The sequence below is a fragment of the Citrobacter freundii complex sp. CFNIH2 genome, from assembly GCF_002880615.1.
GTDB classification, from domain to species: domain Bacteria; phylum Pseudomonadota; class Gammaproteobacteria; order Enterobacterales; family Enterobacteriaceae; genus Citrobacter_A; species Citrobacter_A amalonaticus_F.
This window is the reverse complement of the sequence record NZ_CP025757.1, coordinates 2,823,441-2,847,914: the sequence shown is the minus strand read 5'-3', so window position 1 is coordinate 2,847,914 and position 24,474 is coordinate 2,823,441. Positions and strand designations below refer to the sequence as shown.

General features: G+C 53.7%; 23 protein-coding genes. 21 read left to right on the top strand and 2 right to left on the bottom strand.

Annotated features, from left to right (window positions below; genetic code table 11):
- The first annotated feature begins 185 nt into the window (after positions 1-185).
- From tsf to tilS, 19 genes are all read left to right on the top strand, one after another.
- The gene (tsf, locus tag WM46_RS13970) at positions 186-1,037 is read left to right on the top strand and encodes a translation elongation factor Ts (RefSeq protein ID WP_042323696.1); all 852 of its coding nucleotides are present in this window, start codon (positions 186-188) and stop codon (positions 1,035-1,037) included.
- A 153-nt stretch (positions 1,038-1,190) separates the two neighbouring features.
- Positions 1,191-1,916 (top strand): UMP kinase, encoded by a 726-nt coding sequence (gene pyrH / locus WM46_RS13965; protein WP_042323694.1) that lies wholly within the window; start codon positions 1,191-1,193, stop codon positions 1,914-1,916.
- A 142-nt stretch (positions 1,917-2,058) separates the two neighbouring features.
- Complete coding sequence (frr, locus tag WM46_RS13960; protein WP_042323692.1) at positions 2,059-2,616, top strand: ribosome recycling factor; 558 nt, start codon at positions 2,059-2,061, stop codon at positions 2,614-2,616.
- 93 nt (positions 2,617-2,709) lie between these two features.
- Positions 2,710-3,906, top strand: coding sequence for a 1-deoxy-D-xylulose-5-phosphate reductoisomerase (gene ispC, locus WM46_RS13955; RefSeq protein WP_102602579.1), 1,197 nt, complete (start codon positions 2,710-2,712; stop codon positions 3,904-3,906).
- A gap of 188 nt (positions 3,907-4,094) precedes the next feature.
- Entirely contained in the window at positions 4,095-4,853 is a 759-nt protein-coding gene (ispU, locus tag WM46_RS13950; protein ID WP_042997864.1) for a (2E,6E)-farnesyl-diphosphate-specific ditrans,polycis-undecaprenyl-diphosphate synthase, read from the top strand.
- Positions 4,854-4,865: 12 nt separating this feature from the next.
- The gene (cdsA, locus tag WM46_RS13945; RefSeq protein WP_102602578.1) at positions 4,866-5,723 is read left to right on the top strand and encodes a phosphatidate cytidylyltransferase; all 858 of its coding nucleotides are present in this window, start codon (positions 4,866-4,868) and stop codon (positions 5,721-5,723) included.
- 11 nt (positions 5,724-5,734) lie between these two features.
- A complete protein-coding gene (rseP, locus tag WM46_RS13940; RefSeq protein ID WP_102602577.1) occupies positions 5,735-7,087 on the top strand; it encodes a sigma E protease regulator RseP in 1,353 nt (450 codons plus the stop codon).
- Positions 7,088-7,118: 31 nt separating this feature from the next.
- Positions 7,119-9,548 carry an outer membrane protein assembly factor BamA gene (bamA, locus tag WM46_RS13935; RefSeq protein ID WP_061076483.1) on the top strand — a complete coding sequence of 810 codons (2,430 nt, stop codon included), beginning with the start codon at positions 7,119-7,121 and terminating at the stop codon, positions 9,546-9,548.
- Between the two features lie 122 nt (positions 9,549-9,670).
- Positions 9,671-10,156, top strand: coding sequence for a molecular chaperone Skp (skp, locus tag WM46_RS13930; protein ID WP_042323679.1), 486 nt, complete (start codon positions 9,671-9,673; stop codon positions 10,154-10,156).
- A gap of 3 nt (positions 10,157-10,159) precedes the next feature.
- Entirely contained in the window at positions 10,160-11,185 is a 1,026-nt protein-coding gene (gene lpxD, locus WM46_RS13925) for a UDP-3-O-(3-hydroxymyristoyl)glucosamine N-acyltransferase (RefSeq protein ID WP_102602576.1), read from the top strand.
- Positions 11,186-11,288: 103 nt separating this feature from the next.
- Positions 11,289-11,744 carry a 3-hydroxyacyl-ACP dehydratase FabZ gene (gene fabZ, locus WM46_RS13920; protein ID WP_102602575.1) on the top strand — a complete coding sequence of 152 codons (456 nt, stop codon included), beginning with the start codon at positions 11,289-11,291 and terminating at the stop codon, positions 11,742-11,744.
- A gap of 3 nt (positions 11,745-11,747) precedes the next feature.
- A complete protein-coding gene (gene lpxA / locus WM46_RS13915; protein WP_061076485.1) occupies positions 11,748-12,536 on the top strand; it encodes an acyl-ACP--UDP-N-acetylglucosamine O-acyltransferase in 789 nt (262 codons plus the stop codon).
- Positions 12,536-13,684 (top strand): lipid-A-disaccharide synthase, encoded by a 1,149-nt coding sequence (gene lpxB, locus WM46_RS13910; RefSeq protein WP_061076486.1) that lies wholly within the window; start codon positions 12,536-12,538, stop codon positions 13,682-13,684. The genes lpxA and lpxB overlap by 1 nt, the downstream gene beginning before the upstream one ends.
- The gene (gene rnhB, locus WM46_RS13905) at positions 13,681-14,277 is read left to right on the top strand and encodes a ribonuclease HII (RefSeq protein ID WP_061076487.1); all 597 of its coding nucleotides are present in this window, start codon (positions 13,681-13,683) and stop codon (positions 14,275-14,277) included. Before lpxB ends, rnhB begins: the two co-directional genes overlap by 4 nt.
- A gap of 24 nt (positions 14,278-14,301) precedes the next feature.
- Positions 14,302-17,784, top strand: a complete 3,483-nt coding sequence (gene dnaE, locus WM46_RS13900) for a DNA polymerase III subunit alpha (protein WP_061076488.1) — start codon at positions 14,302-14,304, stop codon at positions 17,782-17,784.
- Positions 17,785-17,796: 12 nt separating this feature from the next.
- On the top strand, positions 17,797-18,756 hold the full coding sequence (gene accA / locus WM46_RS13895) for an acetyl-CoA carboxylase carboxyl transferase subunit alpha (protein WP_061076489.1): 960 nt from the start codon (positions 17,797-17,799) through the stop codon (positions 18,754-18,756).
- Positions 18,757-18,855: 99 nt separating this feature from the next.
- Positions 18,856-20,994 (top strand): lysine decarboxylase LdcC, encoded by a 2,139-nt coding sequence (gene ldcC, locus WM46_RS13890; protein WP_102602574.1) that lies wholly within the window; start codon positions 18,856-18,858, stop codon positions 20,992-20,994.
- Between the two features lie 65 nt (positions 20,995-21,059).
- Positions 21,060-21,449, top strand: a complete 390-nt coding sequence (locus WM46_RS13885) for a VOC family protein (protein WP_061076491.1) — start codon at positions 21,060-21,062, stop codon at positions 21,447-21,449.
- Between the two features lie 61 nt (positions 21,450-21,510).
- Entirely contained in the window at positions 21,511-22,809 is a 1,299-nt protein-coding gene (tilS, locus tag WM46_RS13880) for a tRNA lysidine(34) synthetase TilS (RefSeq protein WP_102602573.1), read from the top strand.
- A gap of 38 nt (positions 22,810-22,847) precedes the next feature.
- On the opposite strand, the gene rof is transcribed toward tilS, so the two are convergent.
- On the bottom strand, positions 22,848-23,108 hold the full coding sequence (gene rof / locus WM46_RS13875; protein ID WP_042323659.1) for a Rho-binding antiterminator: 261 nt from the start codon (positions 23,106-23,108) through the stop codon (positions 22,848-22,850).
- Positions 23,095-23,295 carry a YaeP family protein gene (locus tag WM46_RS13870; protein ID WP_042323658.1) on the bottom strand — a complete coding sequence of 67 codons (201 nt, stop codon included), beginning with the start codon at positions 23,293-23,295 and terminating at the stop codon, positions 23,095-23,097. The genes rof and WM46_RS13870 overlap by 14 nt, the downstream gene beginning before the upstream one ends.
- A gap of 186 nt (positions 23,296-23,481) precedes the next feature.
- On the opposite strand from WM46_RS13870, the gene WM46_RS13865 reads away from it, so the two are divergent.
- Positions 23,482-24,027 (top strand): YaeQ family protein, encoded by a 546-nt coding sequence (locus WM46_RS13865; protein ID WP_102602572.1) that lies wholly within the window; start codon positions 23,482-23,484, stop codon positions 24,025-24,027.
- Positions 24,024-24,443: an alternative ribosome rescue aminoacyl-tRNA hydrolase ArfB gene (gene arfB, locus WM46_RS13860; RefSeq protein WP_042323653.1), complete on the top strand. Its 420-nt coding sequence runs from the start codon at positions 24,024-24,026 to the stop codon at positions 24,441-24,443. Before WM46_RS13865 ends, arfB begins: the two co-directional genes overlap by 4 nt.
- Positions 24,444-24,474: the final 31 nt, after the last annotated feature.

Here is a 24,474-nt window from a genome sequence, read left to right as displayed (position 1 = left end):
ATAAGTAAGTGACTGGGATGAGCGAGCGAAGACAACGCACCTGCGGCTCGGAATATGAAGGGGAAGAGCCCTTATAAACCAGGTAGTATCATGTTTGGTTAGGGGGCCTGTATATGGCCCCCTTTTTCACTTTTAAATCTGTGTGGTTTAACGCCGGGCAGATCAAATCTTCCGAGGATTTTAGAATGGCTGAAATTACCGCATCCCTGGTAAAAGAGCTGCGTGAGCGTACTGGCGCAGGCATGATGGATTGCAAAAAAGCACTGACTGAAGCTAATGGCGACATCGAGCTGGCAATCGAAAACATGCGTAAATCTGGCGCTATCAAAGCGGCGAAAAAAGCAGGCAACGTTGCTGCTGACGGCGTAATCAAAACCAAAATCGACGGCAACATTGCTTTCATTCTGGAAGTTAACTGTCAGACTGACTTCGTTGCTAAAGATGGTGGTTTCCAGGCATTTGCTGACAAAGTGCTGGACGCTGCTGTTGCCGGCAAAATCACTGACGTTGAAGTGCTGAAAGCGCAGTTCGAAGAAGAGCGCGTTGCGCTGGTAGCGAAAATTGGTGAGAACATCAACATCCGCCGTATCGCTTCCCTGGAAGGCGACGTTCTGGGTAGCTACCAGCACGGTGCGCGCATCGGTGTTCTGGTTGCCGCTAAAGGCGCTGACGAAGAGCTGGTTAAGCAGCTGGCAATGCACGTTGCTGCAAGCAAGCCTGAATTCGTTAAGCCGGAAGACGTGTCTGCTGAAGTGGTAGAAAAAGAATACCAGGTTCAGTTGGACATCGCGATGCAGTCTGGTAAGCCGAAAGAAATCGCAGAGAAAATGGTTGAAGGCCGCATGAAGAAATTCACCGGCGAAGTTTCTCTGACGGGTCAGCCTTTCGTTATGGAGCCGAGCAAGTCTGTTGGTCAGCTGCTGAAAGAGCACAACGCTGACGTGACTGGCTTCATCCGCTTCGAAGTGGGCGAAGGCATCGAGAAAGTTGAGACTGACTTTGCAGCAGAAGTTGCTGCGATGTCCAAGCAGTCTTAATTGTCGAAAAGGAGCCGCCTGAGGGCGGCTTCTTTTTGTCACCCGTCACGCAAAAATCAGTATGGCTCTTATTTCGTTGTACTGAGTAGCGACATATCATTGTCGCCAGAATTTACCCCCATTTTTAATCGTTGACAGTCTCAGGAAAGAAACATGGCTACCAATGCAAAACCCGTCTATAAACGCATTCTGCTTAAGTTAAGTGGCGAAGCTCTGCAGGGTTCGGAAGGCTTCGGTATTGACGCAAGCATACTGGATCGTATGGCTCAGGAAATCAAAGAACTGGTTGAACTGGGTATTCAGGTTGGTGTGGTGATTGGTGGCGGTAACTTGTTCCGTGGTGCTGGTCTGGCGAAAGCGGGTATGAACCGCGTTGTGGGCGACCACATGGGCATGCTGGCCACCGTGATGAACGGCCTGGCAATGCGCGATGCGCTTCACCGCGCCTATGTGAACGCCCGCCTGATGTCCGCCATTCCACTGAATGGCGTATGCGACAACTACAGTTGGGCAGAGGCTATCAGCCTGCTGCGTAATAACCGCGTGGTTATCCTCTCTGCGGGTACCGGTAATCCTTTCTTCACCACTGACTCTGCGGCGTGCCTGCGCGGCATTGAAATCGAAGCCGACGTGGTGCTGAAAGCGACGAAAGTCGATGGCGTCTTTACCGCCGATCCGGCGAAAGATCCTTCGGCCACCATGTATGAGCAACTGACATACAACGAAGTGCTGGATAAAGAGCTGAAAGTGATGGATCTGGCCGCGTTTACGCTGGCGCGTGACCATAAGTTGCCGATTCGTGTCTTCAACATGAACAAGCCAGGCGCGCTGCGTCGCGTGGTCATGGGTGAAAAAGAAGGCACGTTAATTACGGAATAATTCCCGTAATGTAGAAATCGGGGTAAGATTCCGCGTTAATATCGCGGGCTTACCCGTAATATTTTAATCAGGGCTATACTAAGCACACCTCTACAGGTGTACTGTCTGGTCTGACTGAGACAAGTTTTCAAGGATTCGTAACGTGATTAGCGATATCAGAAAAGATGCTGAAGTACGCATGGAAAAATGCGTAGAAGCGTTCAAAAACCAAATCAGCAAAATACGCACGGGTCGTGCTTCTCCCAGCCTGCTGGATGGCATTGTCGTGGAATATTACGGCACGCCAACGCCGCTGCGTCAGCTGGCAAGCGTAACGGTAGAAGATTCCCGTACCCTGAAAATCAACGTGTTTGACCGCTCCATGAGCCCGGCCGTTGAGAAAGCGATTATGGCTTCGGATCTCGGTCTGAACCCGAGCTCCGCAGGCAGCGATATTCGCGTTCCTCTGCCTCCGCTGACGGAAGAGCGTCGTAAAGATCTGACGAAAATCGTTCGTGGCGAAGCTGAACAGGCGCGTGTTGCTGTACGTAACGTCCGCCGTGACGCGAACGACAAAGTGAAAGCACTGCTGAAAGACAAAGAGATCAGCGAAGATGACGATCGCCGTTCTCAGGACGACGTACAGAAAATGACGGATGCCGCCATCAAGAAAGTGGATGCGGCGCTGGCAGATAAAGAAGCAGAACTGATGCAGTTCTGATTCCGCTGTACGCTCAAAACGCCGCTCAGAAGATCGTTTAGGATCGGCTGGCGGCGTTTTGCTTTTTATCCTGTCTCTTTTTTCGGATGTTTGATGAAGCAATTAACCATTCTGGGTTCGACCGGCTCTATCGGTTGCAGCACGCTGGACGTGGTGCGCCAAAACCCTGAGCACTTTCGCGTTATCGCGCTGGTGGCAGGTAAAAATGTCAGCCGTATGGTGGAGCAGTGCCTGGAATTCTCTCCGCGTTATGCCGTGATGGACGATGACGCCAGCGCGCGCCTTCTCAATGACGCGCTGAAGCAGCATGGTAGCCAGACGGACGTTCTTAGCGGGCAACAGGCGGCTTGTGATATGGCGGCGCTTGATGAGGTCGATCAGGTTATGGCGGCCATCGTTGGCGCGGCGGGCCTGCTGCCAACGCTTGCCGCGATTCGCGCGGGAAAAACCATTCTGCTGGCAAACAAAGAATCTCTGGTGACCTGTGGACGCCTGTTCATGGACGCCGTGAAGCACAGTAAAGCCCGACTTTTACCGGTAGACAGCGAACATAACGCTATTTTTCAGAGTATGCCCCAACCCATTCAACACAATCTGGGATACGCTGACCTGGAGCAGAATGGCGTGATGTCCGTTTTGCTTACCGGGTCTGGTGGCCCGTTCCGGGAAACGCCGCTGCATGAACTGGTGTCAATGACGCCCGATCAGGCATGCCGTCATCCGAACTGGTCGATGGGACGTAAGATCTCCGTCGACTCAGCCACTATGATGAATAAAGGTCTGGAATACATTGAAGCGCGTTGGTTGTTTAACGCCAGTGCCCGTCAGATGGAAGTGCTGATTCACCCGCAGTCGGTGATTCACTCGATGGTGCGTTATCAGGACGGAAGCGTTCTGGCGCAACTGGGTGAGCCAGACATGCGCACGCCTATCGCACATACGATGGCTTGGCCGAATCGCGTAACCTCTGGCGTTGCGCCGCTCGATTTCTGCAAACTCAGTGCGTTGACGTTTGGCGCGCCGGATTACCAACGCTACCCGTGCCTGAAACTGGCAATGGAGGCGTTTGAGCAGGGGCAGGCCGCCACAACCGCGCTGAATGCAGCGAATGAAATTATCGTTGCTGCATTTCTTGCTGAAGAAATACGCTTTACCGATATTGCCGATCTCAACTTAGCCGTGCTGGAGCAGATGGATCTACAGGAACCGCAGAGCGTTGATGACGTACTGAGGGTCGATGCGATTGCGCGAGAAGTCGCCAGAAAACAAGTGATGCGACTCGCAAGCTGAGGATTATCCTCCTGGAGAAGATCGTGCTATTTGTTAGCGTTGTGCTTCAGTGATATAGTCTGCGCCACCTGATCGCAGGTATTTGGCTTTTTTCGGTCAGGTAAGCCGTGGTTTGACACGGCTTTTTTGTGTAAAGGCTTCAGTATTCCTGAGTACCGCTAAATCCTTTCAGGGACTATAAACGCGTTATGTTGTCTGCAACTCAACCAGTAAGCGAAAATTTGCCTGCGCATGGCTGTCGTCATGTTGCGATCATTATGGATGGCAATGGTCGCTGGGCGAAAAAGCAAGGGAAGATTCGCGCATTTGGGCATAAGGCCGGAGCGAAATCCGTCCGCCGTGCCGTCTCTTTTGCTGCCAACAATGGTATTGATGCGTTAACGCTGTATGCCTTTAGTAGTGAAAACTGGAACCGACCGGCGCAGGAAGTGAGTGCGTTAATGGAGCTATTTGTGTGGGCGCTTGATAGTGAAGTTAAAAGCCTGCATCGCCATAACGTCCGCCTGCGCATTATTGGCGACACCAGTCGATTTAACTCGCGTTTGCAAGAACGTATTCGTAAGTCTGAAGCGCTTACCGCCCAGAATACCGGGTTGACGCTGAATATTGCGGCGAATTACGGCGGACGTTGGGACATTGTCCAGGGAGTCAGACAACTGGCAGAACAGGTGCAGGAAGGTTTACTGCGTCCTGATCAGATTGATGAAGACATGCTCAACCAACAAATCTGTATGCATGAGCTGGCTCCGGTGGATTTAGTAATTAGGACTGGGGGAGAGCATCGAATAAGTAACTTTTTGCTTTGGCAAATTGCCTATGCCGAACTTTACTTTACAGATGTTCTCTGGCCCGATTTCGATGAACAAGACTTTGAAGGTGCACTGCATGCCTTTGCTAATCGAGAGCGTCGTTTCGGCGGCACCGAGCCCGGTGATGACAAAGCCTGATGGGGGTCGCTTTTGCTGAAGTATCGCCTGATTTCTGCTTTCGTTTTAATACCCGTGGTCATCGCGGCGCTGTTTCTGCTGCCGCCGGTGGGGTTTGCCATTGTGACGCTGGTTGTTTGTATGCTGGCCGCGTGGGAATGGGGACAATTTAGCGGTTTTGCCACGCGCACGCAGCGCGTCTGGCTGGCGGTGCTGTGTGGGTTATTGCTCGCACTGATGCTGTTTCTGTTGCCGGAATACCATCATAATATTCACCAGCCGTTGGTCGAAGTCTCGTTGTGGGCATCGTTGGGCTGGTGGGTCGTTGCGTTAGTGCTGGTGTTTTTTTACCCCGACTCGGCGACGATCTGGCGTAATTCGAAGACATTACGCATTATTTTTGGCGTGCTCACGATCGTTCCCTTCTTCTGGGGAATGCTGGCGCTGCGTGCCTGGCACTATGACGAGAATCATTACAGTGGCGCAATATGGCTGCTCTATGTCATGATCCTGGTCTGGGGTGCAGACTCCGGGGCGTATATGTTTGGCAAATTGTTTGGCAAACATAAACTGGCGCCGAAAGTGTCGCCGGGGAAAACCTGGCAGGGCTTTTTTGGTGGCCTTGCCACAGCGGCTGTGATCTCCTGGGGTTACGGCATGTGGGCGAATCTGGATGTTGCGCCTGTCACCTTATTAATCTGTTCTATTGTCGCTGCGCTGGCCTCCGTGCTGGGCGACCTGACCGAGAGCATGTTTAAGCGTGAAGCAGGAATTAAAGACAGCGGTCATTTGATTCCAGGACACGGTGGTATTCTGGACCGTATTGACAGCCTGACGGCGGCAGTACCGGTCTTTGCTTGCCTGTTGTTACTGGTATTCAAGACGCTTTAACGGAAGGTTTTATGCTGAGTATTCTCTGGAATCTGGCTGCATTCATTGTCGCACTGGGTGTGCTGATCACCGTGCATGAATTTGGTCATTTCTGGGTTGCCCGGCGCTGCGGTGTCCGTGTCGAGCGCTTTTCCATTGGATTTGGTAAAGCGCTCTGGCGCCGTACCGATCGGTACGGGACCGAATATGTCATCGCCCTGATCCCGCTGGGCGGTTATGTCAAAATGCTGGATGAGCGCGCGGAACCGGTGATCCCGGAGCTGCGTCACCACGCTTTCAACAATAAAACCGTCGGCCAGCGCGCAGCGATCATTGCCGCCGGTCCGGTTGCCAATTTCCTCTTTGCCATCTTCGCTTACTGGCTGGTGTTTATCATCGGCGTCCCTGGTGTTCGTCCGGTTGTTGGTGAAATAACGCCCAACTCGATTGCCGCCCAGGCGCAAATTATTCCAGGCACGGAACTTAAAGCCGTTGATGGTATCGAAACCCCTGATTGGGACGCAGTGCGTTTACAGCTGGTCGCAAAAATTGGCGACGAACAGACGACAATCAGCGTGGCGCCTTTCGGCAGCAACCAGAGACAGGAAAAAACGCTGGATTTGCGGCAGTGGGCATTTGAGCCTGATAAGGAAGATCCTGTATCTTCTTTAGGGATTCGACCGCGTGGACCACAGATTGAACCGGTGCTGTCAGAAGTCCAGGCACAGTCCGCCGCAAGTAAGGCGGGTTTGCAAGCTGGCGACAGGATCGTTAAAGTCGATGGTCAACCGCTAACGCAGTGGATGACGTTCGTGAACCTGGTGCGCGATAATCCGGGTCAGCCGTTAGCGCTGGAAATTGAAAGGCAGGGCAGTGCCTTGTCTTTAACATTAATTCCGGATTCGAAAACGGGTAATGGGAAGGCAGAAGGGTTTGCCGGTGTTGTGCCGAAAATCATTCCTCTGCCGGATGAGTACAAGACAGTACGCCAGTATGGGCCGTTCAGCGCCATTGCACAGGCCACGGATAAAACGTGGCAGTTGATGAAGCTGACGGTCAGTATGCTGGGAAAATTGATAACCGGTGATGTGAAACTGAACAACCTCAGTGGGCCGATTTCTATCGCTCAGGGGGCTGGGATGTCAGCGGAGTTCGGGGTGATTTATTATCTGATGTTCCTTGCGCTGATTAGCGTGAACTTAGGGATAATCAACCTGTTTCCGCTGCCCGTTCTTGACGGGGGGCATCTGCTGTTCCTGGCGATTGAAAAGCTTAAGGGCGGGCCGGTATCCGAGCGGGTTCAAGACTTTAGTTATCGCATTGGCTCGATATTGCTGGTGCTGTTAATGGGGCTTGCACTTTTCAATGATTTCTCTCGGTTGTAAGAGAGTTAGTTAGGAAGAACGCATAATAACGATGGCGATGAAAAAGTTGCTCATAGCGTCGCTGCTGTTTAGCAGCGCGACCGTATACGGTGCTGAAGGGTTCGTAGTGAAGGACATTCATTTCGAAGGCCTGCAGCGTGTCGCCGTTGGTGCGGCCCTCCTCAGTATGCCGGTGCGCACAGGCGACACGGTTAATGATGAAGATATCAGTAATACCATTCGCGCACTGTTTGCCACTGGCAACTTTGAGGATGTTCGTGTCCTTCGCGATGGCGATACGCTTCTGGTTCAGGTAAAAGAACGTCCGACTATTGCCAGCATCACCTTCTCCGGTAACAAATCGGTGAAAGATGACATGCTGAAGCAAAACCTCGAGGCTTCTGGCGTGCGTGTTGGCGAATCTTTGGATCGCACCACCATTGCCGATATCGAGAAAGGTCTGGAAGACTTCTACTACAGTGTCGGTAAATACAGTGCCAGCGTGAAAGCCGTTGTCACGCCACTGCCGCGCAACCGTGTTGACCTTAAACTGGTGTTCCAGGAAGGGGTATCGGCGAAGATCCAGCAGATCAATATCGTCGGTAATCATGCCTTCAGCACGGATGAACTGATCTCTCACTTCCAGTTGCGTGATGAAGTTCCGTGGTGGAACGTCGTTGGCGATCGCAAATACCAGAAGCAGAAACTGGCGGGTGACCTTGAAACCCTGCGCAGTTACTATCTGGATCGCGGTTACGCGCGTTTCAACATCGACTCAACGCAGGTCAGCCTGACCCCGGATAAGAAAGGGATCTACATTACCGTGAACATCACGGAAGGCGAGCAGTATAAGCTTTCTGGCGTTCAGGTAACGGGGAACCTGGCGGGGCACTCTGCGGAGATCGAAAGCCTGACCAAAATTGAGCCGGGCGAGCTCTACAACGGCACCAAAGTGACCAAAATGGAAGATGATATTAAGAAGCTTCTGGGTCGCTATGGTTACGCCTATCCGCGTGTTCAGTCACAGCCGGAAATCAACGATACTGACAAAACCGTTATGCTGCGCGTAAACGTTGATGCGGGTAACCGTTTCTACGTGCGTAAGATCCGTTTTGAAGGTAACGACACGTCCAAAGATGCCGTCCTGCGTCGCGAAATGCGCCAGATGGAAGGGGCATGGCTGGGCAGTGATATGGTTGATCAGGGTAAAGAGCGTCTGAACCGTCTGGGTTACTTTGAAACGGTCGACACCGACACGCAGCGTGTTCCGGGCAGCCCGGACCAGGTTGATGTGGTCTATAAGGTGAAAGAGCGTAATACCGGTAGCTTCAACTTCGGTGTCGGTTACGGTACGGAAAGCGGCGTAAGCTTCCAGGCGGGTGTTCAGCAGGATAACTGGCTGGGTACGGGTTACGCGGTAGGGATTAACGGTACCAAGAACGATTACCAGACCTACAGCGAACTGTCCGTCACCAACCCATACTTCACCGTTGATGGCGTGAGTCTGGGTGGTCGTATCTTCTATAACGACTTCGATGCGAATGATGCGGATCTGTCTGACTATACCAACAAAAGTTACGGTACAGACGTTACGCTGGGCTTCCCGATCAACGAATACAACACCTTGCGTGCGGGTTTAGGGTATGTGCATAACTCCCTGTCCAACATGCAACCGCAGGTCGCGATGTGGCGTTATTTGAACTCCGTAGGTGAATACCCGGATAACTCGAATGACCGCAACTCCTACAGCGCCAATGACTTCACCTTCAACTATGGTTGGACCTATAACAAGCTTGACCGTGGCTTCTTCCCGACGGAAGGGACGCGCGTCAACCTGAACGGTAAGGTGACGATCCCGGGCTCTGATAACGAGTTCTACAAAGCGACGCTGGATACCGCGACCTACGTGCCGATCGATGACGATCACAAGTGGGTGGTTCTTGGTCGTACCCGTTGGGGTTACGGTGATGGATTCGGCGGCAAAGAGATGCCGTTCTATGAGAACTTCTATGCCGGTGGCTCCAGTACCGTGCGTGGCTTCCAGTCCAACACCATTGGTCCGAAAGCGGTCTATTTCCCGTCCAGCAGTCGTCATGATGGTGATAACGACTACGATAACGAATGTGAGAGCACTCAGTCAGCACCGTGTAAATCGGATGACGCAGTGGGCGGTAACGCGATGGCTGTCGCCAGCCTGGAATTCATTACTCCAACGCCGTTCATCAGCGATAAGTATGCGAACTCGGTCCGTACCTCATTCTTCTGGGATATGGGTACCGTCTGGGATACTAACTGGGATTCAAGTGCATATTCCGGTTATCCAGACTACAGTGATCCGAGCAATATCCGTATGTCTGCTGGTATCGCATTACAATGGATGTCCCCATTGGGGCCGTTGGTCTTCTCCTACGCCCAGCCGTTTAAGGACTACGATGGAGACAAAAAAGAGCAGTTCCAGTTTAACATTGGTAAAACCTGGTAATTGTTCTTCGCAAAGGAATGTAATGGTAGTGTAGCGATGACTTTAGGCGATCTTGCATGGTATCGCCTGGCCACGCAAAGAACTGCACCTTCGGGTGCAAATGGGATGGTAAGGAGTTTATTGTGAAAAAGTGGTTATTAGCGGCAGGTCTCGGTTTAGCAATGGTTACGTCTGCACAGGCTGCTGACAAAATTGCTATCGTCAACATGGGTAGCCTGTTCCAGCAGGTTGCACAGAAGACCGGTGTTTCCAACACGTTGGAAAATGAGTTTAAAGGCCGCGCGAGCGAACTGCAGCGTATGGAATCCGATCTGCAATCTAAAATGCAGCGTCTGCAGTCCATGAAAGCAGGTAGCGATCGTACTAAGCTGGAAAAAGACGTAATGGCTCAGCGCCAGACCTTCTCTCAGAAAGCGCAGGCTTTTGAGCAGGATCGTGCACGTCGTTCCAACGAAGAACGTGGCAAACTGGTTACTCGTATCCAGACTGCTGTGAAATCTGTTGCCAGCAGCCAGAGCATCGATCTGGTCGTTGACGCGAACACCGTTGCTTACAACAGCAGCGATGTAAAAGACATCACCGCTGACGTACTGAAACAGGTTAAATAAGTAATGCCTTCAATTCGACTGGCTGATTTAGCAGAGCAGTTGGATGCAGAATTACACGGTGATGGCGATCTCGTCATCACCGGCGTTGCGTCCATGCAATCTGCGCAAACAGGTCACATTACGTTCATGGTGAATCCGAAATACCGTGAGCACCTGGCCTTATGCCAGGCGTCTGCCGTTGTCATGACGCAGGACGATCTTCCTTTTGCTAAGAGTGCTGCGTTGGTAGTGAAGAATCCCTACCTGACGTACGCGCGAATGGCGCAAATTTTAGATACCACGCCGCAGCCGGCACAGAACATTGCATCGAGTGCAGTGGTTGATGCGACGGCAACGCTGGGTAGCAATGTTTCAATTGGCGCAAATGCGGTGATTGAGTCTGGCGTGGCGCTGGGCGATAACGTGGTTATCGGCCCGGGCTGTTTCGTCGGGAAAAATACGAAAATTGGGGCCGGTTCGCGTCTGTGGGCGAATGTATCGGTTTACCACGACATTCAGATCGGTGAGAATTGCCTGATCCAGTCCAGTACGGTCATTGGTGCTGACGGTTTTGGCTATGCCAACGATCGCGGCAACTGGGTGAAGATCCCACAGTTAGGTCGCGTCATTATTGGCGATCGCGTGGAGATCGGCGCCTGTACCACCATCGACCGTGGTGCGCTGGATGATACCGTGATCGGCAATGGGGTTATCATTGATAACCAGTGTCAGATTGCACATAACGTTGTGATTGGCGACAATACGGCGGTTGCCGGGGGCGTCATCATGGCGGGCAGCCTGAAGATTGGCCGTTATTGCATGATCGGCGGTGCCAGCGTAATCAACGGGCATATGGAAATATGCGACAAGGTTACCGTGACGGGCATGGGTATGGTGATGCGTCCCATCACTGAACCTGGCGTCTATTCCTCAGGCATTCCGCTGCAACCTAACAAAGTATGGCGTAAGACAGCCGCACTGGTGATGAACATTGATGATATGAGCAAGCGCCTCAAAGCCATTGAGCGCAAGGTTAATCAACAAGACTAAACTCTCACCCGGTCACACATACTTTACGGCCTGTCGGCATTCATACGATTGCGGCAGGCCGTGTTATTATTGGCTTTTAGCATATTTGGACAGGAAGAGTATTTTGACTACTAACACTCATACTCTGCATATTGAAAAGATTTTAGAACTTCTGCCGCACCGTTTTCCGTTTTTACTGGTTGACCGCGTGCTGGACTTTGAAGAAGGTCGTTTTTTGCGTGCAGTGAAAAATGTCTCCGTTAACGAGCCGTTTTTCCAGGGGCATTTCCCGGGTAAACCGATTTTCCCTGGCGTGCTGATTCTGGAAGCCATGGCACAGGCTACCGGTATTCTTGCGTTTAAAAGCGTTGGGAAACTGGAACCAGGAGAACTCTACTATTTCGCCGGTATTGATGAAGCACGCTTTAAGCGTCCCGTCGTGCCAGGCGATCAGATGATCATGGAAGTCACTTTCGAGAAAACGCGCCGTGGCCTGACCCGCTTTAAAGGGGTTGCGCTGGTTGACGGTAAAGTAGTTTGCGAAGCAACGATGATGTGCGCTCGTAGCCGGGAGGCCTGATACGTGATTGATAAATCCGCCTTTATTCATCCAACCGCCATTGTGGAAGAGGGCGCCTCACTCGGCGCTAACGTTCACATTGGTCCTTTTTGCCTTGTTGGACCCCATGTTGAAATTGGTGAGGGTACCGTACTGAAGTCTCACGTTGTCGTGAATGGTCATACCAAAATTGGCCGCGATAACGAGATATATCAGTTCGCCTCCATCGGTGAAGTGAACCAGGATCTGAAATATGCTGGTGAACCGACCCGTGTGGAAATTGGCGATCGTAACCGCATTCGCGAAAGCGTTACCATTCATCGTGGCACAGTGCAGGGCGGTGGATTGACGAAGGTGGGCAGCGATAACTTACTGATGATCAATGCCCATGTGGCACACGATTGCACAATAGGAGATCGCTGTATTCTGGCGAATAACGCCACGCTTGCCGGTCACGTCTCGCTGGATGATTACGTCATCATCGGTGGCATGACCGCCGTGCACCAGTTCTGCATTATTGGCGCACACGTGATGGTCGGCGGCTGTTCTGGCGTTGCTCAGGACGTTCCGCCGTACGTTATTGCACAGGGCAACCACGCGACGCCGTTTGGCGTCAACATCGAAGGCCTGAAGCGTCGCGGATTTACTCGCGAAGCGATCACCGCCATCCGCAATGCTTACAAAGCGTTGTACCGTAGCGGCAAAACGCTGGAAGACGTAAAACCGGAAATCGCCGAACTGGCGAAGCAGTATCCGGAAGTACAGGCGTTCAGCGATTTCTTTGCCCGCTCAACGCGCGGTCTGATTCGTTAATGGCTCAACAGCGCCCCTTAACGATTGCCCTGGTCGCCGGAGAAACCTCCGGCGATATTCTTGGTGCTGGCTTAATCCGGGCGCTGAAAGCGCGCGTACCTGACGCGCGTTTTGTCGGCGTCGCGGGCCCGCGCATGCAGGCCGAAGGCTGTGAAGCCTGGTATGAAATGGAAGAACTGGCGGTGATGGGCATTGTGGAAGTGCTTGGACGCCTGCGTCGTCTGCTGCATATCCGCGCCGATCTGACCCGTCGATTCACCGAGCTACAGCCCGATGTCTTCGTTGGTATTGATGCACCCGATTTCAATATCACCCTCGAAGGGAATCTGAAAAAACAGGGCATCAAAACGATTCATTACGTCAGTCCGTCCGTCTGGGCGTGGCGACAGAAACGCGTTTTCAAAATAGGCAGATCCACCAACATGGTTCTGGCTTTTCTGCCTTTCGAAAAAGCGTTTTACGACAAGTACAACGTGCCGTGCCGTTTTATCGGTCACACCATGGCGGATGCAATGCCGCTGGACCCGGATAAAAACGCGGCGCGAGATGTGCTGGGGATCCCCCACGACGCGCACTGTCTGGCGTTATTACCCGGCAGTCGCGGTGCGGAAGTAGAAATGCTCAGCGCCGACTTCCTGAAAACGGCTCAACTGTTGCGCCAGAGCTATCCCGACCTTGAGGTGGTGGTGCCATTGGTGAACGCCAAACGGCGCGAGCAGTTTGAGCAGATCAAAGCGGAAGTCGCCCCGACGCTTTCCGTCCATCTGTTGGATGGGATGGCGCGAGAAGCGATGATCGCCAGCGATGCCGCGCTGCTGGCATCCGGTACCGCTGCGCTCGAGTGTATGCTGGCGAAATGCCCGATGGTGGTGGGATATCGCATGAAGCCCTTTACGTTCTGGCTGGCAAAGCGACTGGTGAAGACAGATTATGTCTCACTGCCGAACCTGCTGGCGGGAAGGGAACTGGTGAAAGAGCTGTTGCAGGAAGAGTGCGAGCCGCAAAAGCTGGCTGAGGCGCTTCTCCCCTTGCTGGCGAACGGTAAAACCAGTCATGCGATGCACGATACTTTCCGCGAACTGCATCAGCAGATCCGCTGTAATGCTGATGAGCAGGCGGCGGATGCGGTCCTGGAGTTAGCACGATGATCGAATTTGTTTATCCGCACACGCATTTAGTGGCGGGTGTGGATGAAGTCGGACGCGGTCCGTTGGTCGGCGCGGTCGTCACCGCTGCCGTGATCCTCGACCCGGCTCGCCCGATTGTGGGTCTTAATGATTCCAAAAAATTATCTGAAAAGCGCCGTCTGGCGCTGTATGACGAAATCAAAGAAAAAGCGTTGAGCTGGAGCCTCGGTCGTGCGGAACCGCACGAGATCGATGAGCTGAATATTCTCCACGCCACAATGCTGGCCATGCAGCGAGCGGTGGCGGGGTTATCTATTGCGCCGGAATATGTGCTGATCGACGGTAATCGCTGCCCGGCATTGCCTGTGCCGTCTCTGGCGGTGGTGAAGGGCGACAGCCGGGTGGCAGAGATCAGCGCTGCGTCTATTCTTGCAAAAGTTACGCGTGACGCCGAAATGGCCGCGTTGGATAGCGTTTTCCCGCAATATGGTTTTGCCCAGCACAAAGGGTATCCAACCGCTTTCCATCTGGAAAAACTGGCTGAACATGGCGCAACGGAGCATCACCGACGTAGTTTTGCTCCCGTTAAACGCGCACTGGGACTCGCGTCCTGATTCTTGTGTCGAAGGAATCTGAAGATGTCTGAACCTCGTTTCGTCCACCTGCGGGTGCACAGCGACTACTCCATGATCGATGGGCTGGCGAAAACCGGGCCGCTGGTGAAAAAGGCGGCCGCGTTGGGCATGCCTGCGCTGGCGATCACCGATTTTACTAACCTCTGTGGTCTGGTGAAGTTCTACGGAGCGGGTCATGGCGCAGGGATTAAACCCATTGTTGGCGCTGATTTCCATGTTCAGAGCGAGCTGATGGGGGATGAACTCACGCATCTGACGGTGCTCGCCGCGAATAACACCGGTTATCAAAATCTCACCCTGCTGATCTCCAAAGCCTATCAGCGTGGCTATGGTGCGGCGGGGCCGATCATTGACCGTGACTGGCTGATCGAACTGAAAGAAGGGTTGATCCTGCTGTCTGGCGGGCGCATGGGTGACGTCGGGCGCAGTCTGCTGCGCGGCAACAGCGTGCTGGTCGAAGAGTGTGTCGCTTTCTACGAAGAACACTTTCCGGATCGTTATTTCCTTGAGCTGATCCGAACCGGCAGACCTGATGAAGAGAATTATCTGCATGCTGCCGTTGCGCTGGCGGAAGCACGCGGTTTGCCGGTGGTCGCCACCAACGACGTGCGTTTCATCAATAGTGAAGATTTTGATGCGCATGAAATTCGCGTTGCTATTCACGATGGCTTCACCCTCGACGATCCCAAACGTCCGCGTAACTACTCGCCGCAGCAATATATGCGTTCGGAAGAGGAGATGTGCGAACTTTTCTCCGATATTCCGGAAGCGCTGGAAAACACCGTCGAAATAGCAAAACGCTGCAATGTCACGGTGCGTCTGGGCGAGTACTTCCTGCCGCAGTTCCCGACCGGCGATATGACCACGGAAGATTTCCTGGTCCAGAAATCGAAAGAGGGGCTGGAAGAGCGCCTGGCCTTCCTGTTCCCGGATGAAGCCGAGCGGAAAGAGAAACGTCCGCCATACGATGAACGTCTGGATATCGAGCTACAGGTAATCAACCAGATGGGGTTCCCGGGCTACTTCCTCATCGTTATGGAATTTATCCAGTGGTCGAAAGACAACGGCGTGCCGGTAGGTCCGGGCCGTGGTTCTGGTGCGGGCTCGCTGGTGGCTTACGCGCTGAAAATTACCGATCTCGATCCGCTGGAATTTGACCTGCTGTTCGAACGTTTCCTTAACCCGGAACGTGTTTCCATGCCCGACTTCGACGTTGACTTCTGTATGGAGAAACGCGACCAGGTCATTGAGCACGTGGCCGACATGTACGGCCGTGATGCGGTGTCGCAGATCATTACCTTCGGTACGATGGCGGCGAAAGCGGTTATCCGCGACGTGGGCCGCGTGCTGGGCCACCCGTACGGTTTTGTCGACAGGATTTCGAAACTGGTCCCGCCCGATCCGGGAATGACGCTGGCGAAAGCCTTTGAAGCCGAACCGCAACTGCCTGAGATTTACGAGGCAGATGAAGAAGTTAAAGCGCTGATCGACATGGCGCGTAAGCTCGAAGGGGTCACGCGTAACGCCGGTAAACACGCCGGAGGGGTGGTTATCGCCCCGACGAAAATCACCGATTTCGCACCGCTGTACTGTGATGAACAGGGGCTGCACCCGGTTACCCAGTTTGATAAAAACGATGTGGAATATGCCGGCCTCGTGAAGTTCGACTTCCTCGGCTTGCGTACGCTCACTATCATCAACTGGGCGCTGGAGATGATTAACGCCCGCCGCGAGAAGAACGGCGAGCCGCCGCTGGATATTGCCGCTATCCCGCTGAACGATAAGAAAAGCTTCGATATGCTGCAACGTTCGGAAACCACGGCGGTCTTCCAGCTTGAATCCCGCGGCATGAAAGACCTGATTAAGCGTCTGCAGCCTGACTGCTTCGAAGATATGATCGCTCTGGTGGCCCTGTTCCGTCCGGGGCCGTTGCAGTCCGGGATGGTAGATAACTTCATCGACCGTAAGCACGGACGCGAAGAGATTTCCTATCCGGATGTGCAGTGGCAGCACGAAAGCCTGAAACCGGTACTGGAGCCGACCTACGGCATCATCCTGTATCAGGAACAGGTCATGCAGATTGCCCAGGTGCTCTCTGGCTATACCCTCGGCGGCGCGGACATGCTGCGTCGTGCGATGGGTAAGAAAAAGCCGGAAGAGATGGCTAAACAGCGCGGTACCTTCGAAGAAGGGGCGAAAAAGAACGGCGTTGACGGCGAACTGGCGATGAAAATCTTCGACCTGGTGGAGAAATTCGCGGGTTACGGATTTAACAAATCGCACTCTGCTGCCTACGCGCTGGTCTCTTACCAGACGCTGTGGTTGAAAGCGCACTATCCTGCTGAGTTTATGGCGGCGGTCATGACTGCCGATATGGACAACACTGAGAAAGTGGTGGGGCTGGTGGATGAATGCTGGCGCATGGGGCTGAAAATCCTGCCGCCGGATATCAACTCCGGGCTGTACCACTTCCACGTCAACGACGATGGCGAGATTGTCTACGGTATCGGCGCGATCAAAGGCGTGGGCGAAGGCCCGATTGAGGCGATCATTGAAGCGCGTAATAACGGCGGCTATTTCCGCGAGTTGTTCGATCTTTGCGCGCGTACCGATACCAAAAAGCTCAACCGCCGGGTGCTGGAAAAATTGATCATGTCCGGGGCGTTCGACAGGCTGGGGCCGCATCGCGCTGCGCTGATGAACTCGCTGGGCGATGCGCTGAAAGCCGCCGATCAGCATGCGAAAGCAGAAGCGATTGGTCAGGCGGATATGTTCGGCGTGCTGGCGGAAGAGCCGGAACAAATTGAACAGTCCTACGCCAGTTGCCAGCCGTGGCCAGAGCAGGTGGTGTTAGATGGGGAACGCGAAACGTTGGGGTTGTACCTGACGGGTCACCCGATCAATCAGTATTTGAAAGAAATTGAGCGCTATGTCGGAGGCTACCGGCTGAAAGACATGCATCCGACAGAACGTGGTAAAGTGACCACGGCTGCGGGGCTCGTCATTGCCGCAAGGGTTATGGTCACCAAGCGCGGCAATCGTATCGGCATCTGTACGCTGGATGACCGTTCCGGACGTCTGGAGGTGATGTTATTTACCGACGCCCTGGATAAATACCAGCAATTGCTGGAAAAAGACCGCATACTTATCGTCAGCGGACAGGTCAGCTTTGATGACTTCAGCGGGGGGCTTAAAATGACCGCCCGCGAAGTGATGGATATTGACGAAGCCCGGGAAAAATATGCTCGCGGGCTTGCTATCTCGCTGACGGACAGGCAAATTGATGACCAGCTTTTAAACCGACTCCGTCAGTCTCTGGAACCCCACCGCTCGGGGACAATTCCAGTACATCTCTACTATCAGAGGGCGGATGCACGTGCGCGGTTGCGTTTTGGCGCGACGTGGCGTGTCTCTCCGAGCGATCGTTTGCTAAACGATCTCCGTGGCCTCATTGGTTCGGAGCAGGTGGAACTGGAGTTTGACTAATACAGGAATACTATGAGTCTGAATTTCCTTGATTTTGAACAGCCGATTGCAGAGCTGGAAGCAAAAATCGATTCTCTGACTGCGGTGAGCCGTCAGGACGAGAAACTGGATATTAACATCGATGAAGAAGTGCATCGTCTGCGTGAAAAAAGCGTAGAGCTAACGCGCAAAATCTTCGCCGATCTTGGCGCATGGCAGGTTGCCCAACTGGCACGCCATCCGCAGCGTCCTTACACCCTGGATTATGTTCGCCTGGCGTTTGATGAATTTGACGAACTGGCGGGCGATCGCGCCTATGCGGACGATAAAGCTATCGTCGGCGGCATCGCGCGTCTGGACGGTCGTCCGGTGATGATTATTGGTCATCAGAAAGGCCGCGAGACCAAAGAGAAAATCCGTCGTAACTTCGGGATGCCGGCGCCGGAAGGCTATCGTAAAGCGCTGCGTCTGATGGAAATGGCCGAGCGTTTCAACATGCCGATCATTACCTTTATCGACACCCCGGGTGCTTACCCAGGCGTGGGTGCCGAAGAGCGCGGTCAGTCCGAAGCTATCGCCCGTAACCTGCGTGAAATGTCACGTCTGAGCGTACCGGTTATCTGCACCGTGATCGGTGAGGGTGGCTCCGGCGGCGCACTGGCGATTGGTGTGGGTGATAAAGTGAATATGCTGCAATACAGCACCTATTCCGTGATCTCTCCGGAAGGTTGTGCGTCTATTCTCTGGAAGAGCGCGGACAAAGCGCCGCTGGCCGCAGAAGCGATGGGCATCGTTGCTCCGCGTCTGAAAGAGCTGAAGCTGATTGATTCCATTATCCCGGAACCGCTGGGTGGCGCGCATCGTAACCCGGAAGTGATGGCGGCTTCGCTGAAAGCACAACTGGTGGCCGATCTTGCCGATCTCGATGTGCTGAGCACCGAAGATTTGAAGAATCGTCGCTATCAGCGTCTGATGAGCTATGGCTACGCCTAAGCGTTGACCATTCCGAAAAGGGCCACAAATTGTGGCCCTTTTTTTTTACCTGCGGTTTGAACACGCTATGATTAGCGTAGGTTTTTCCAGGAGGAACGCATGAATATCATCGCCATCATGGGGCCGCACGGAGTTTTTTATAAAGACGAGCCCATCAAAGAGCTTGAGCGTGCGCTGCAATCACAGGGATTTCAGATAATCTGGCCACAGAACAGCGTCGACCTGCTGAAATTTATCGAACACAACCCACGCATTTGCGGGGTGATTTTTGACTGGGATGAGTACAGTCTCGATCTGTGCAGTGAGATTAACCAGCTCAATGAGTATTTACCGCTGTATGCGTTTATCAACACGCATTCGACGATGGATGTCAGCGTTCACGACATGCGCATGGCGTTATGGTTTTTTGAATATGCGCTGGGGCAGGCGGAAGATATCGCGACGCGCATTCGGCAGTACACCAATGAGTATCTCGACAATATCACGCCGCCTTTTACCAGAGCGTTGTTCACCTATGTGAAAGAGGGGAAATACACCTTCTGCACGCCGGGGCACATGGCCGGAACGGCCTATCAAAAAAGCCCGGTTGGCTGCCTGTTCTATGACTTTTTCGGTGGCAATACCCTGAAAGCGGATGTGTCGATATCGGTCACTGAACTGGGGTCGTTACTCGATCACACCGGGCCACATCTGGAAGCCGAAGAGTATATCGCCCGAACCTTCGGTGCAGAGCAGAGTTATATGGTGACTAACGGCACCTCCACCTCAAACAAAATTGTGGGGATGTATGCCGCACCGACCGGCAGTACGCTGTTGATTGACCGTAACTGCCATAAGTCACTGGCGCACTTGTTGATGATGAGCGATGTTGTCCCGATCTGGCTGAAACCGACGCGTAATGCGCTCGGCATTCTGGGCGGTATTCCTAAGCGCGAGTTCACGCGCGAGAGCATTGCGAGCAAGGTTGCCGCCACGGCGCAGGCGCAGTGGCCGGTTCATGCTGTGATTACCAACTCAACCTATGACGGTCTGCTGTATAACACCAACTGGATCAAGCAGACGCTGGATGTCCCCTCTATCCATTTCGATTCCGCCTGGGTGCCCTATACCCACTTTCATCCCATTTATCAGGGGAAAAGCGGGATGAGCGGCGAACGGGTGCCTGGCAAGGTGATTTTCGAAACGCAATCCACCCACAAAATGCTGGCGGCGCTATCGCAGGCGTCTCTGATCCATATTAAAGGGGACTATGACGAAGAGACCTTCAACGAAGCTTTTATGATGCACACCTCTACCTCACCGAGCTATCCCATTGTTGCCTCCATTGAGACGGCGGCGGCGATGCTGCGGGGAAATTCCGGCAGGCGTTTAATCAACCGTTCGGTGGAACGCGCACTGCATTTTCGTAAAGAGGTGCAGAGGCTGCGTGAGGAGTCTGACGGCTGGTTCTTTGATATCTGGCAGCCGGAAGAGGTGGATGACGCAGCGTGCTGGCCGGTGGCGCCCGGTGAAGACTGGCACGGATTTACCGATGCCGACGATGACCATATATTCCTCGATCCGGTAAAAGTGACGATTCTGACGCCTGGTATGGATGAGCAAGGGAAGATGAGTGACGAAGGGATCCCGGCCGCGCTGGTGGCGAAATTCCTCGATGAGCGTGGCGTGGTGGTAGAGAAAACCGGCCCGTACAACCTGCTGTTTCTCTTCAGCATCGGTATTGATAAAACCCGGGCAATGGGGCTGTTGCGTGGACTGACCGAGTTCAAACGCTCTTACGATCTCAATTTGCGCGTGAAGAATATGCTGCCGGATCTGTATGCAGAAGATCCTGATTTTTATCGCAACATGCGCATCCAGGATCTGGCGCAAGGGATCCATAAGCTCATCCGCCAGCACGATCTTTCCGGCCTGATGTTGCGTGCGTTTGATACATTGCCGGAAATGATCATGACGCCACATCAGGCCTGGCAGCGACAGATCAAAGGCGAAGTCGAAACGGTCCCCCTCGATCAACTGGTGGGACGCGTGTCGGCGAATATGATCCTGCCGTACCCACCCGGCGTTCCGCTGCTGATGCCGGGAGAAATGCTCACTGAGCAGAGTCGCGCAGTGCTCGATTTTCTGCTGATGCTCTGTTCTGTCGGTCAGCGCTATCCGGGCTTTGAAACGGATATTCACGGCGCAAAACAGGATGACGACGGCGTATACCTCGTACGAGTCTTAAAAACGACATGACGACTTGCCTTCAGCGCACTCTGGCGGGTAACGTGCTGATGATAAATAAAGGAGATGAAGACATTATGCTGGGATTAAAACAGGTTCACCACATTGCGATTATTGCGACAGACTATGCCGCGAGTAAGTCTTTCTATTGCGATATTCTGGGGTTTACGCTGCTGAGCGAAGCCTATCGCGCAGAACGCGACTCGTGGAAGGGCGATCTGGCGCTGAACGGACAATATGTGATTGAGCTTTTTTCATTTCCTTTCCCGCCAGCACGTCCTGGTCATCCGGAAGCCTGCGGTTTGCGCCATCTGGCGTTCAGCGTGGATGACCTGGATAACGCGGTGGCGCATCTGGAGGCGAATCACGTTGATTGCGAAGCCATCCGCATTGATCCCTTCACCAACAAACGCTTCACCTTTTTTAAAGACCCGGATGGCCTGCCGCTCGAATTGTATGAGCAGTAAGGCTTGTTATTGCGACGATTGCCCGGTAACGTGCCGGGCAACGTCACTGTAAATAACCGCTATGACAACACTCACGCTGAACACCTCGCTTATCACCTCCCGACAGATACTGGTCGCCTTTAGCGGCGGTCTGGACTCTACCGTGCTCCTGCACCAACTGGTGCAATGGCGGACGCAGCAGCCGACACGCTCTCTTCGCGCCATTCACATCCATCATGGACTTAGCGCTTACGCCGATGAGTGGGTGGCACACTGTGAAGCCGTCTGCGCACAATGGCAGGTGCCGCTGGTGGTGGAGCGGGTAACGCTGGCGGACGAGGGGCTGGGAATCGAAGCGCAGGCCCGGCAGGCGCGATATCAGGCATTTGCCGACGCGTTATTGCCCGGCGAAGTACTGGTGACTGCCCAGCATCTTGACGATCAGTGTGAAACCTTTTTGCTGGCGCTCAAACGCGGCAGCGGACCGGCGGGACTTTCGGCGATGGCGGAGAGTTCTGCGTTTGCCGGCACGCGGCTTATCCGTCCGTTGTTGACGCAAACCCGTATGGCGCTGGAGCAATGGGCGAGGCAACATCAGCTTCGCTGGATTGAAGATGAAAGCAATCAGGATGACGCCTACGATCGCAACTTCCTGCGTTTGCAGGTTCTGCCGCTCCTGCAACAGCGCTGGCCGCATTTCGCCGACGCTACGGCACGCAGCGCCGCGCTGTGCGCTGAACAGGAGTATCTGCTGGATGAACTGCTTGCCGATGAGTTGTCTGGTTGCACTACGGCAGAGGGTGCGCTGGCGCTGGCGCCACTCATGGCGATGAGCCGTGTCCGGCGCGCCGCGCTGCTTCGTCGCTGGCTGGCGGCGCAAAATGCGCCGATGCCTTCACGCGATGGGCTGGAGCGTCTCTGGCAGGAGGTGGCGCTAGCGCGTGAAGATGCTTCGCCCTGCCTGCGTTTCGGCGAATATGAAGTGCGGCGTTATCAGGGACAGCTGTGGTGGATTAAATCCGTTGTCGGACAAAGTGAGACAATATTGCACTGGCCTCGCTGGGAGCTACCGCTCACGCTGCCTGCCGGGCTGGGCCATCTGCGGCTACAGGCGGGGGGGGAATTGCGTATGCCCCGGGAGGATGAGCGCGTCAATATCCGTTTTAAGGCGCCGGGGATGCTGCATATTGTTGGCCGCAACGGTGGGCGCAAGCTCAAGAAAATCTGGCAGGAGCGGAATGTACCCCCCTGGCGACGTGACACCACGCCGTTGCTGTTTTACGGCGAAACGCTGATTACGGCCGCAGGGGTATTTGTAACGAGTGATGGAGCGGCGGTGGGGGAACCGGGGGTGAAACTGGTGTGGGATCATTTCCGTTGAAATGCCTGATGGCGCAGCGCCACCAGGCAACAGGGGGGTCAGGATTCGCTAACCACCACGGTACCGATTTCCGGATGGCTGAAGCTGACAATTTTATCGAGACGAAGCTCGCGCGTTTCACCCGCAACCTCGGTGATCAGATATTCCACGTTTTTCCGTGAAACCAAATCGTTGGCTTTCGCCTGCAAAACTTCACCATCTTTCAGTTCCAGCGTCAGTAATAAATGATGCTGGCAGGCGAGCTCGAGGTTGTCGTAGTCATCACAGTTGATGGGTTGGTATGTATCATTCATTGACATAATCGCTCACCAGTAAGTTCGCCGCAGCATACGCCGCCTTTTCCCTGACCGACTCTGAAAGGGCACTGTCTGCCGCTATTTCATTAAGCACCTTCAATACGCAACCCAGCGCATCCGGGATATACCCTAAGTCTCCGCTGGCGATTTCCGCATACCGCTTGCGTATTAACTCACAATATTTTTCCACATGCCCTCCTGTCAGCATTCTGACTTAACCGTGGATGCAAGTCTAAGCCTACGAAGATAAACTCTGTTTAGCAAGGTGACTATACCACAGCCATTCACGCAATATCAGCGCCTGATGATGATCCTCTGACAGCCTTTTGGCTCCTTTTTCGCTACAATGGCTGCCTGATTCGAAAGGAGTTTTTCCATGGCGCTTAAAGCGACAATTTATAAAGCCGTCGTCAACGTGGCGGACCTTGACCGCAACCAGTTTCTTGATGCGGCGTTGACGCTGGCGCGTCACCCCTCAGAAACCCAGGAACGAATGATGCTGCGTCTGCTGGCGTGGATGAAGTATGCGGATGAGCGTCTCCAGTTTACGCGCGGTTTAAGCGCAGAGGATGAACCGGAAGCGTGGTTGCGTAACGATCATCTGGGGATCGACTTGTGGGTCGAACTGGGATTACCGGATGAACGTCGTATTAAGAAAGTGTGCACGCAGGCTGCTGACGTGGCGCTGTTTGCCTACAATAGCCGGGCGGCGCAGATCTGGTGGCAGCAGAATCAAAGCAAATGTGCGCAGTTTTCGAATCTCACGGTCTGGTATCTGGATGATGAACAACTGGCCCAGCTCAGTGCCTTCGCGAGCCGGACCATGACGCTACAGGCGACGATTCAGGACGGGGCGATTTGGCTGTCTGACTCTCAGAATAATCTGGAAATTCATCTGACTCCGTGGCAACAACCGGTATGATCGTCATTTCGCGGACTGTCTCGATCCCCGACGATGAGCTGGAGATCACCGCCATTCGCGCCCAGGGCGCAGGGGGACAGCACGTCAATAAGACCTCAACGGCGATACATTTGCGTTTTGACATTCGGGCCTCCAGCCTGCCAGAGTATTATAAGGAACGTCTGCTGGCTGCCAGCCATCATTTGATTACCGCTGATGGCGTGATGATTATTAAGGCGCAGGAGTACCGCAACCAGGAACTCAACCGGGAAGCGGCGCTTGCCAGACTGGTAGCGGTTATAAAAGAGCTCACTGCAGAACAAAAAAGCCGACGCGCAACCCGACCGACGCGGGCATCGAAAGAACGAAGATTAAATTCGAAGGCGCAGAAATCCTCAGTAAAAGCCCTTCGCGGTAAAGTCCGTCGTGATGACTGACGGGCAGGAATAAAATGTGATAGGGAGTCAG

What these genes read in the sequence shown, in the direction of transcription:
- lpxD (WP_102602576.1), top strand. Translation starts at nt 10,160, where the DNA reads ATGCCTTCAATTCGACTGGCTGATTTAGCAGAGCAGTTGGATGCAGAA.
- lpxB (WP_061076486.1), top strand. Translation starts at nt 12,536, where the DNA reads ATGGCTCAACAGCGCCCCTTAACGATTGCCCTGGTCGCCGGAGAAACC.
- accA (WP_061076489.1), top strand. Translation starts at nt 17,797, where the DNA reads ATGAGTCTGAATTTCCTTGATTTTGAACAGCCGATTGCAGAGCTGGAA.
- tsf (WP_042323696.1), top strand. Translation starts at nt 186, where the DNA reads ATGGCTGAAATTACCGCATCCCTGGTAAAAGAGCTGCGTGAGCGTACT.
- ldcC (WP_102602574.1), top strand. Translation starts at nt 18,856, where the DNA reads ATGAATATCATCGCCATCATGGGGCCGCACGGAGTTTTTTATAAAGAC.
- tilS (WP_102602573.1), top strand. Translation starts at nt 21,511, where the DNA reads ATGACAACACTCACGCTGAACACCTCGCTTATCACCTCCCGACAGATA.
- WM46_RS13885 (WP_061076491.1), top strand. Translation starts at nt 21,060, where the DNA reads ATGCTGGGATTAAAACAGGTTCACCACATTGCGATTATTGCGACAGAC.
- rnhB (WP_061076487.1), top strand. Translation starts at nt 13,681, where the DNA reads ATGATCGAATTTGTTTATCCGCACACGCATTTAGTGGCGGGTGTGGAT.
- WM46_RS13865 (WP_102602572.1), top strand. Translation starts at nt 23,482, where the DNA reads ATGGCGCTTAAAGCGACAATTTATAAAGCCGTCGTCAACGTGGCGGAC.
- rseP (WP_102602577.1), top strand. Translation starts at nt 5,735, where the DNA reads ATGCTGAGTATTCTCTGGAATCTGGCTGCATTCATTGTCGCACTGGGT.
- rof (WP_042323659.1), bottom strand. Translation starts at nt 23,108, where the DNA reads ATGTCAATGAATGATACATACCAACCCATCAACTGTGATGACTACGAC.
- pyrH (WP_042323694.1), top strand. Translation starts at nt 1,191, where the DNA reads ATGGCTACCAATGCAAAACCCGTCTATAAACGCATTCTGCTTAAGTTA.
- bamA (WP_061076483.1), top strand. Translation starts at nt 7,119, where the DNA reads ATGGCGATGAAAAAGTTGCTCATAGCGTCGCTGCTGTTTAGCAGCGCG.
- dnaE (WP_061076488.1), top strand. Translation starts at nt 14,302, where the DNA reads ATGTCTGAACCTCGTTTCGTCCACCTGCGGGTGCACAGCGACTACTCC.
- arfB (WP_042323653.1), top strand. Translation starts at nt 24,024, where the DNA reads ATGATCGTCATTTCGCGGACTGTCTCGATCCCCGACGATGAGCTGGAG.
- ispU (WP_042997864.1), top strand. Translation starts at nt 4,095, where the DNA reads ATGTTGTCTGCAACTCAACCAGTAAGCGAAAATTTGCCTGCGCATGGC.
- ispC (WP_102602579.1), top strand. Translation starts at nt 2,710, where the DNA reads ATGAAGCAATTAACCATTCTGGGTTCGACCGGCTCTATCGGTTGCAGC.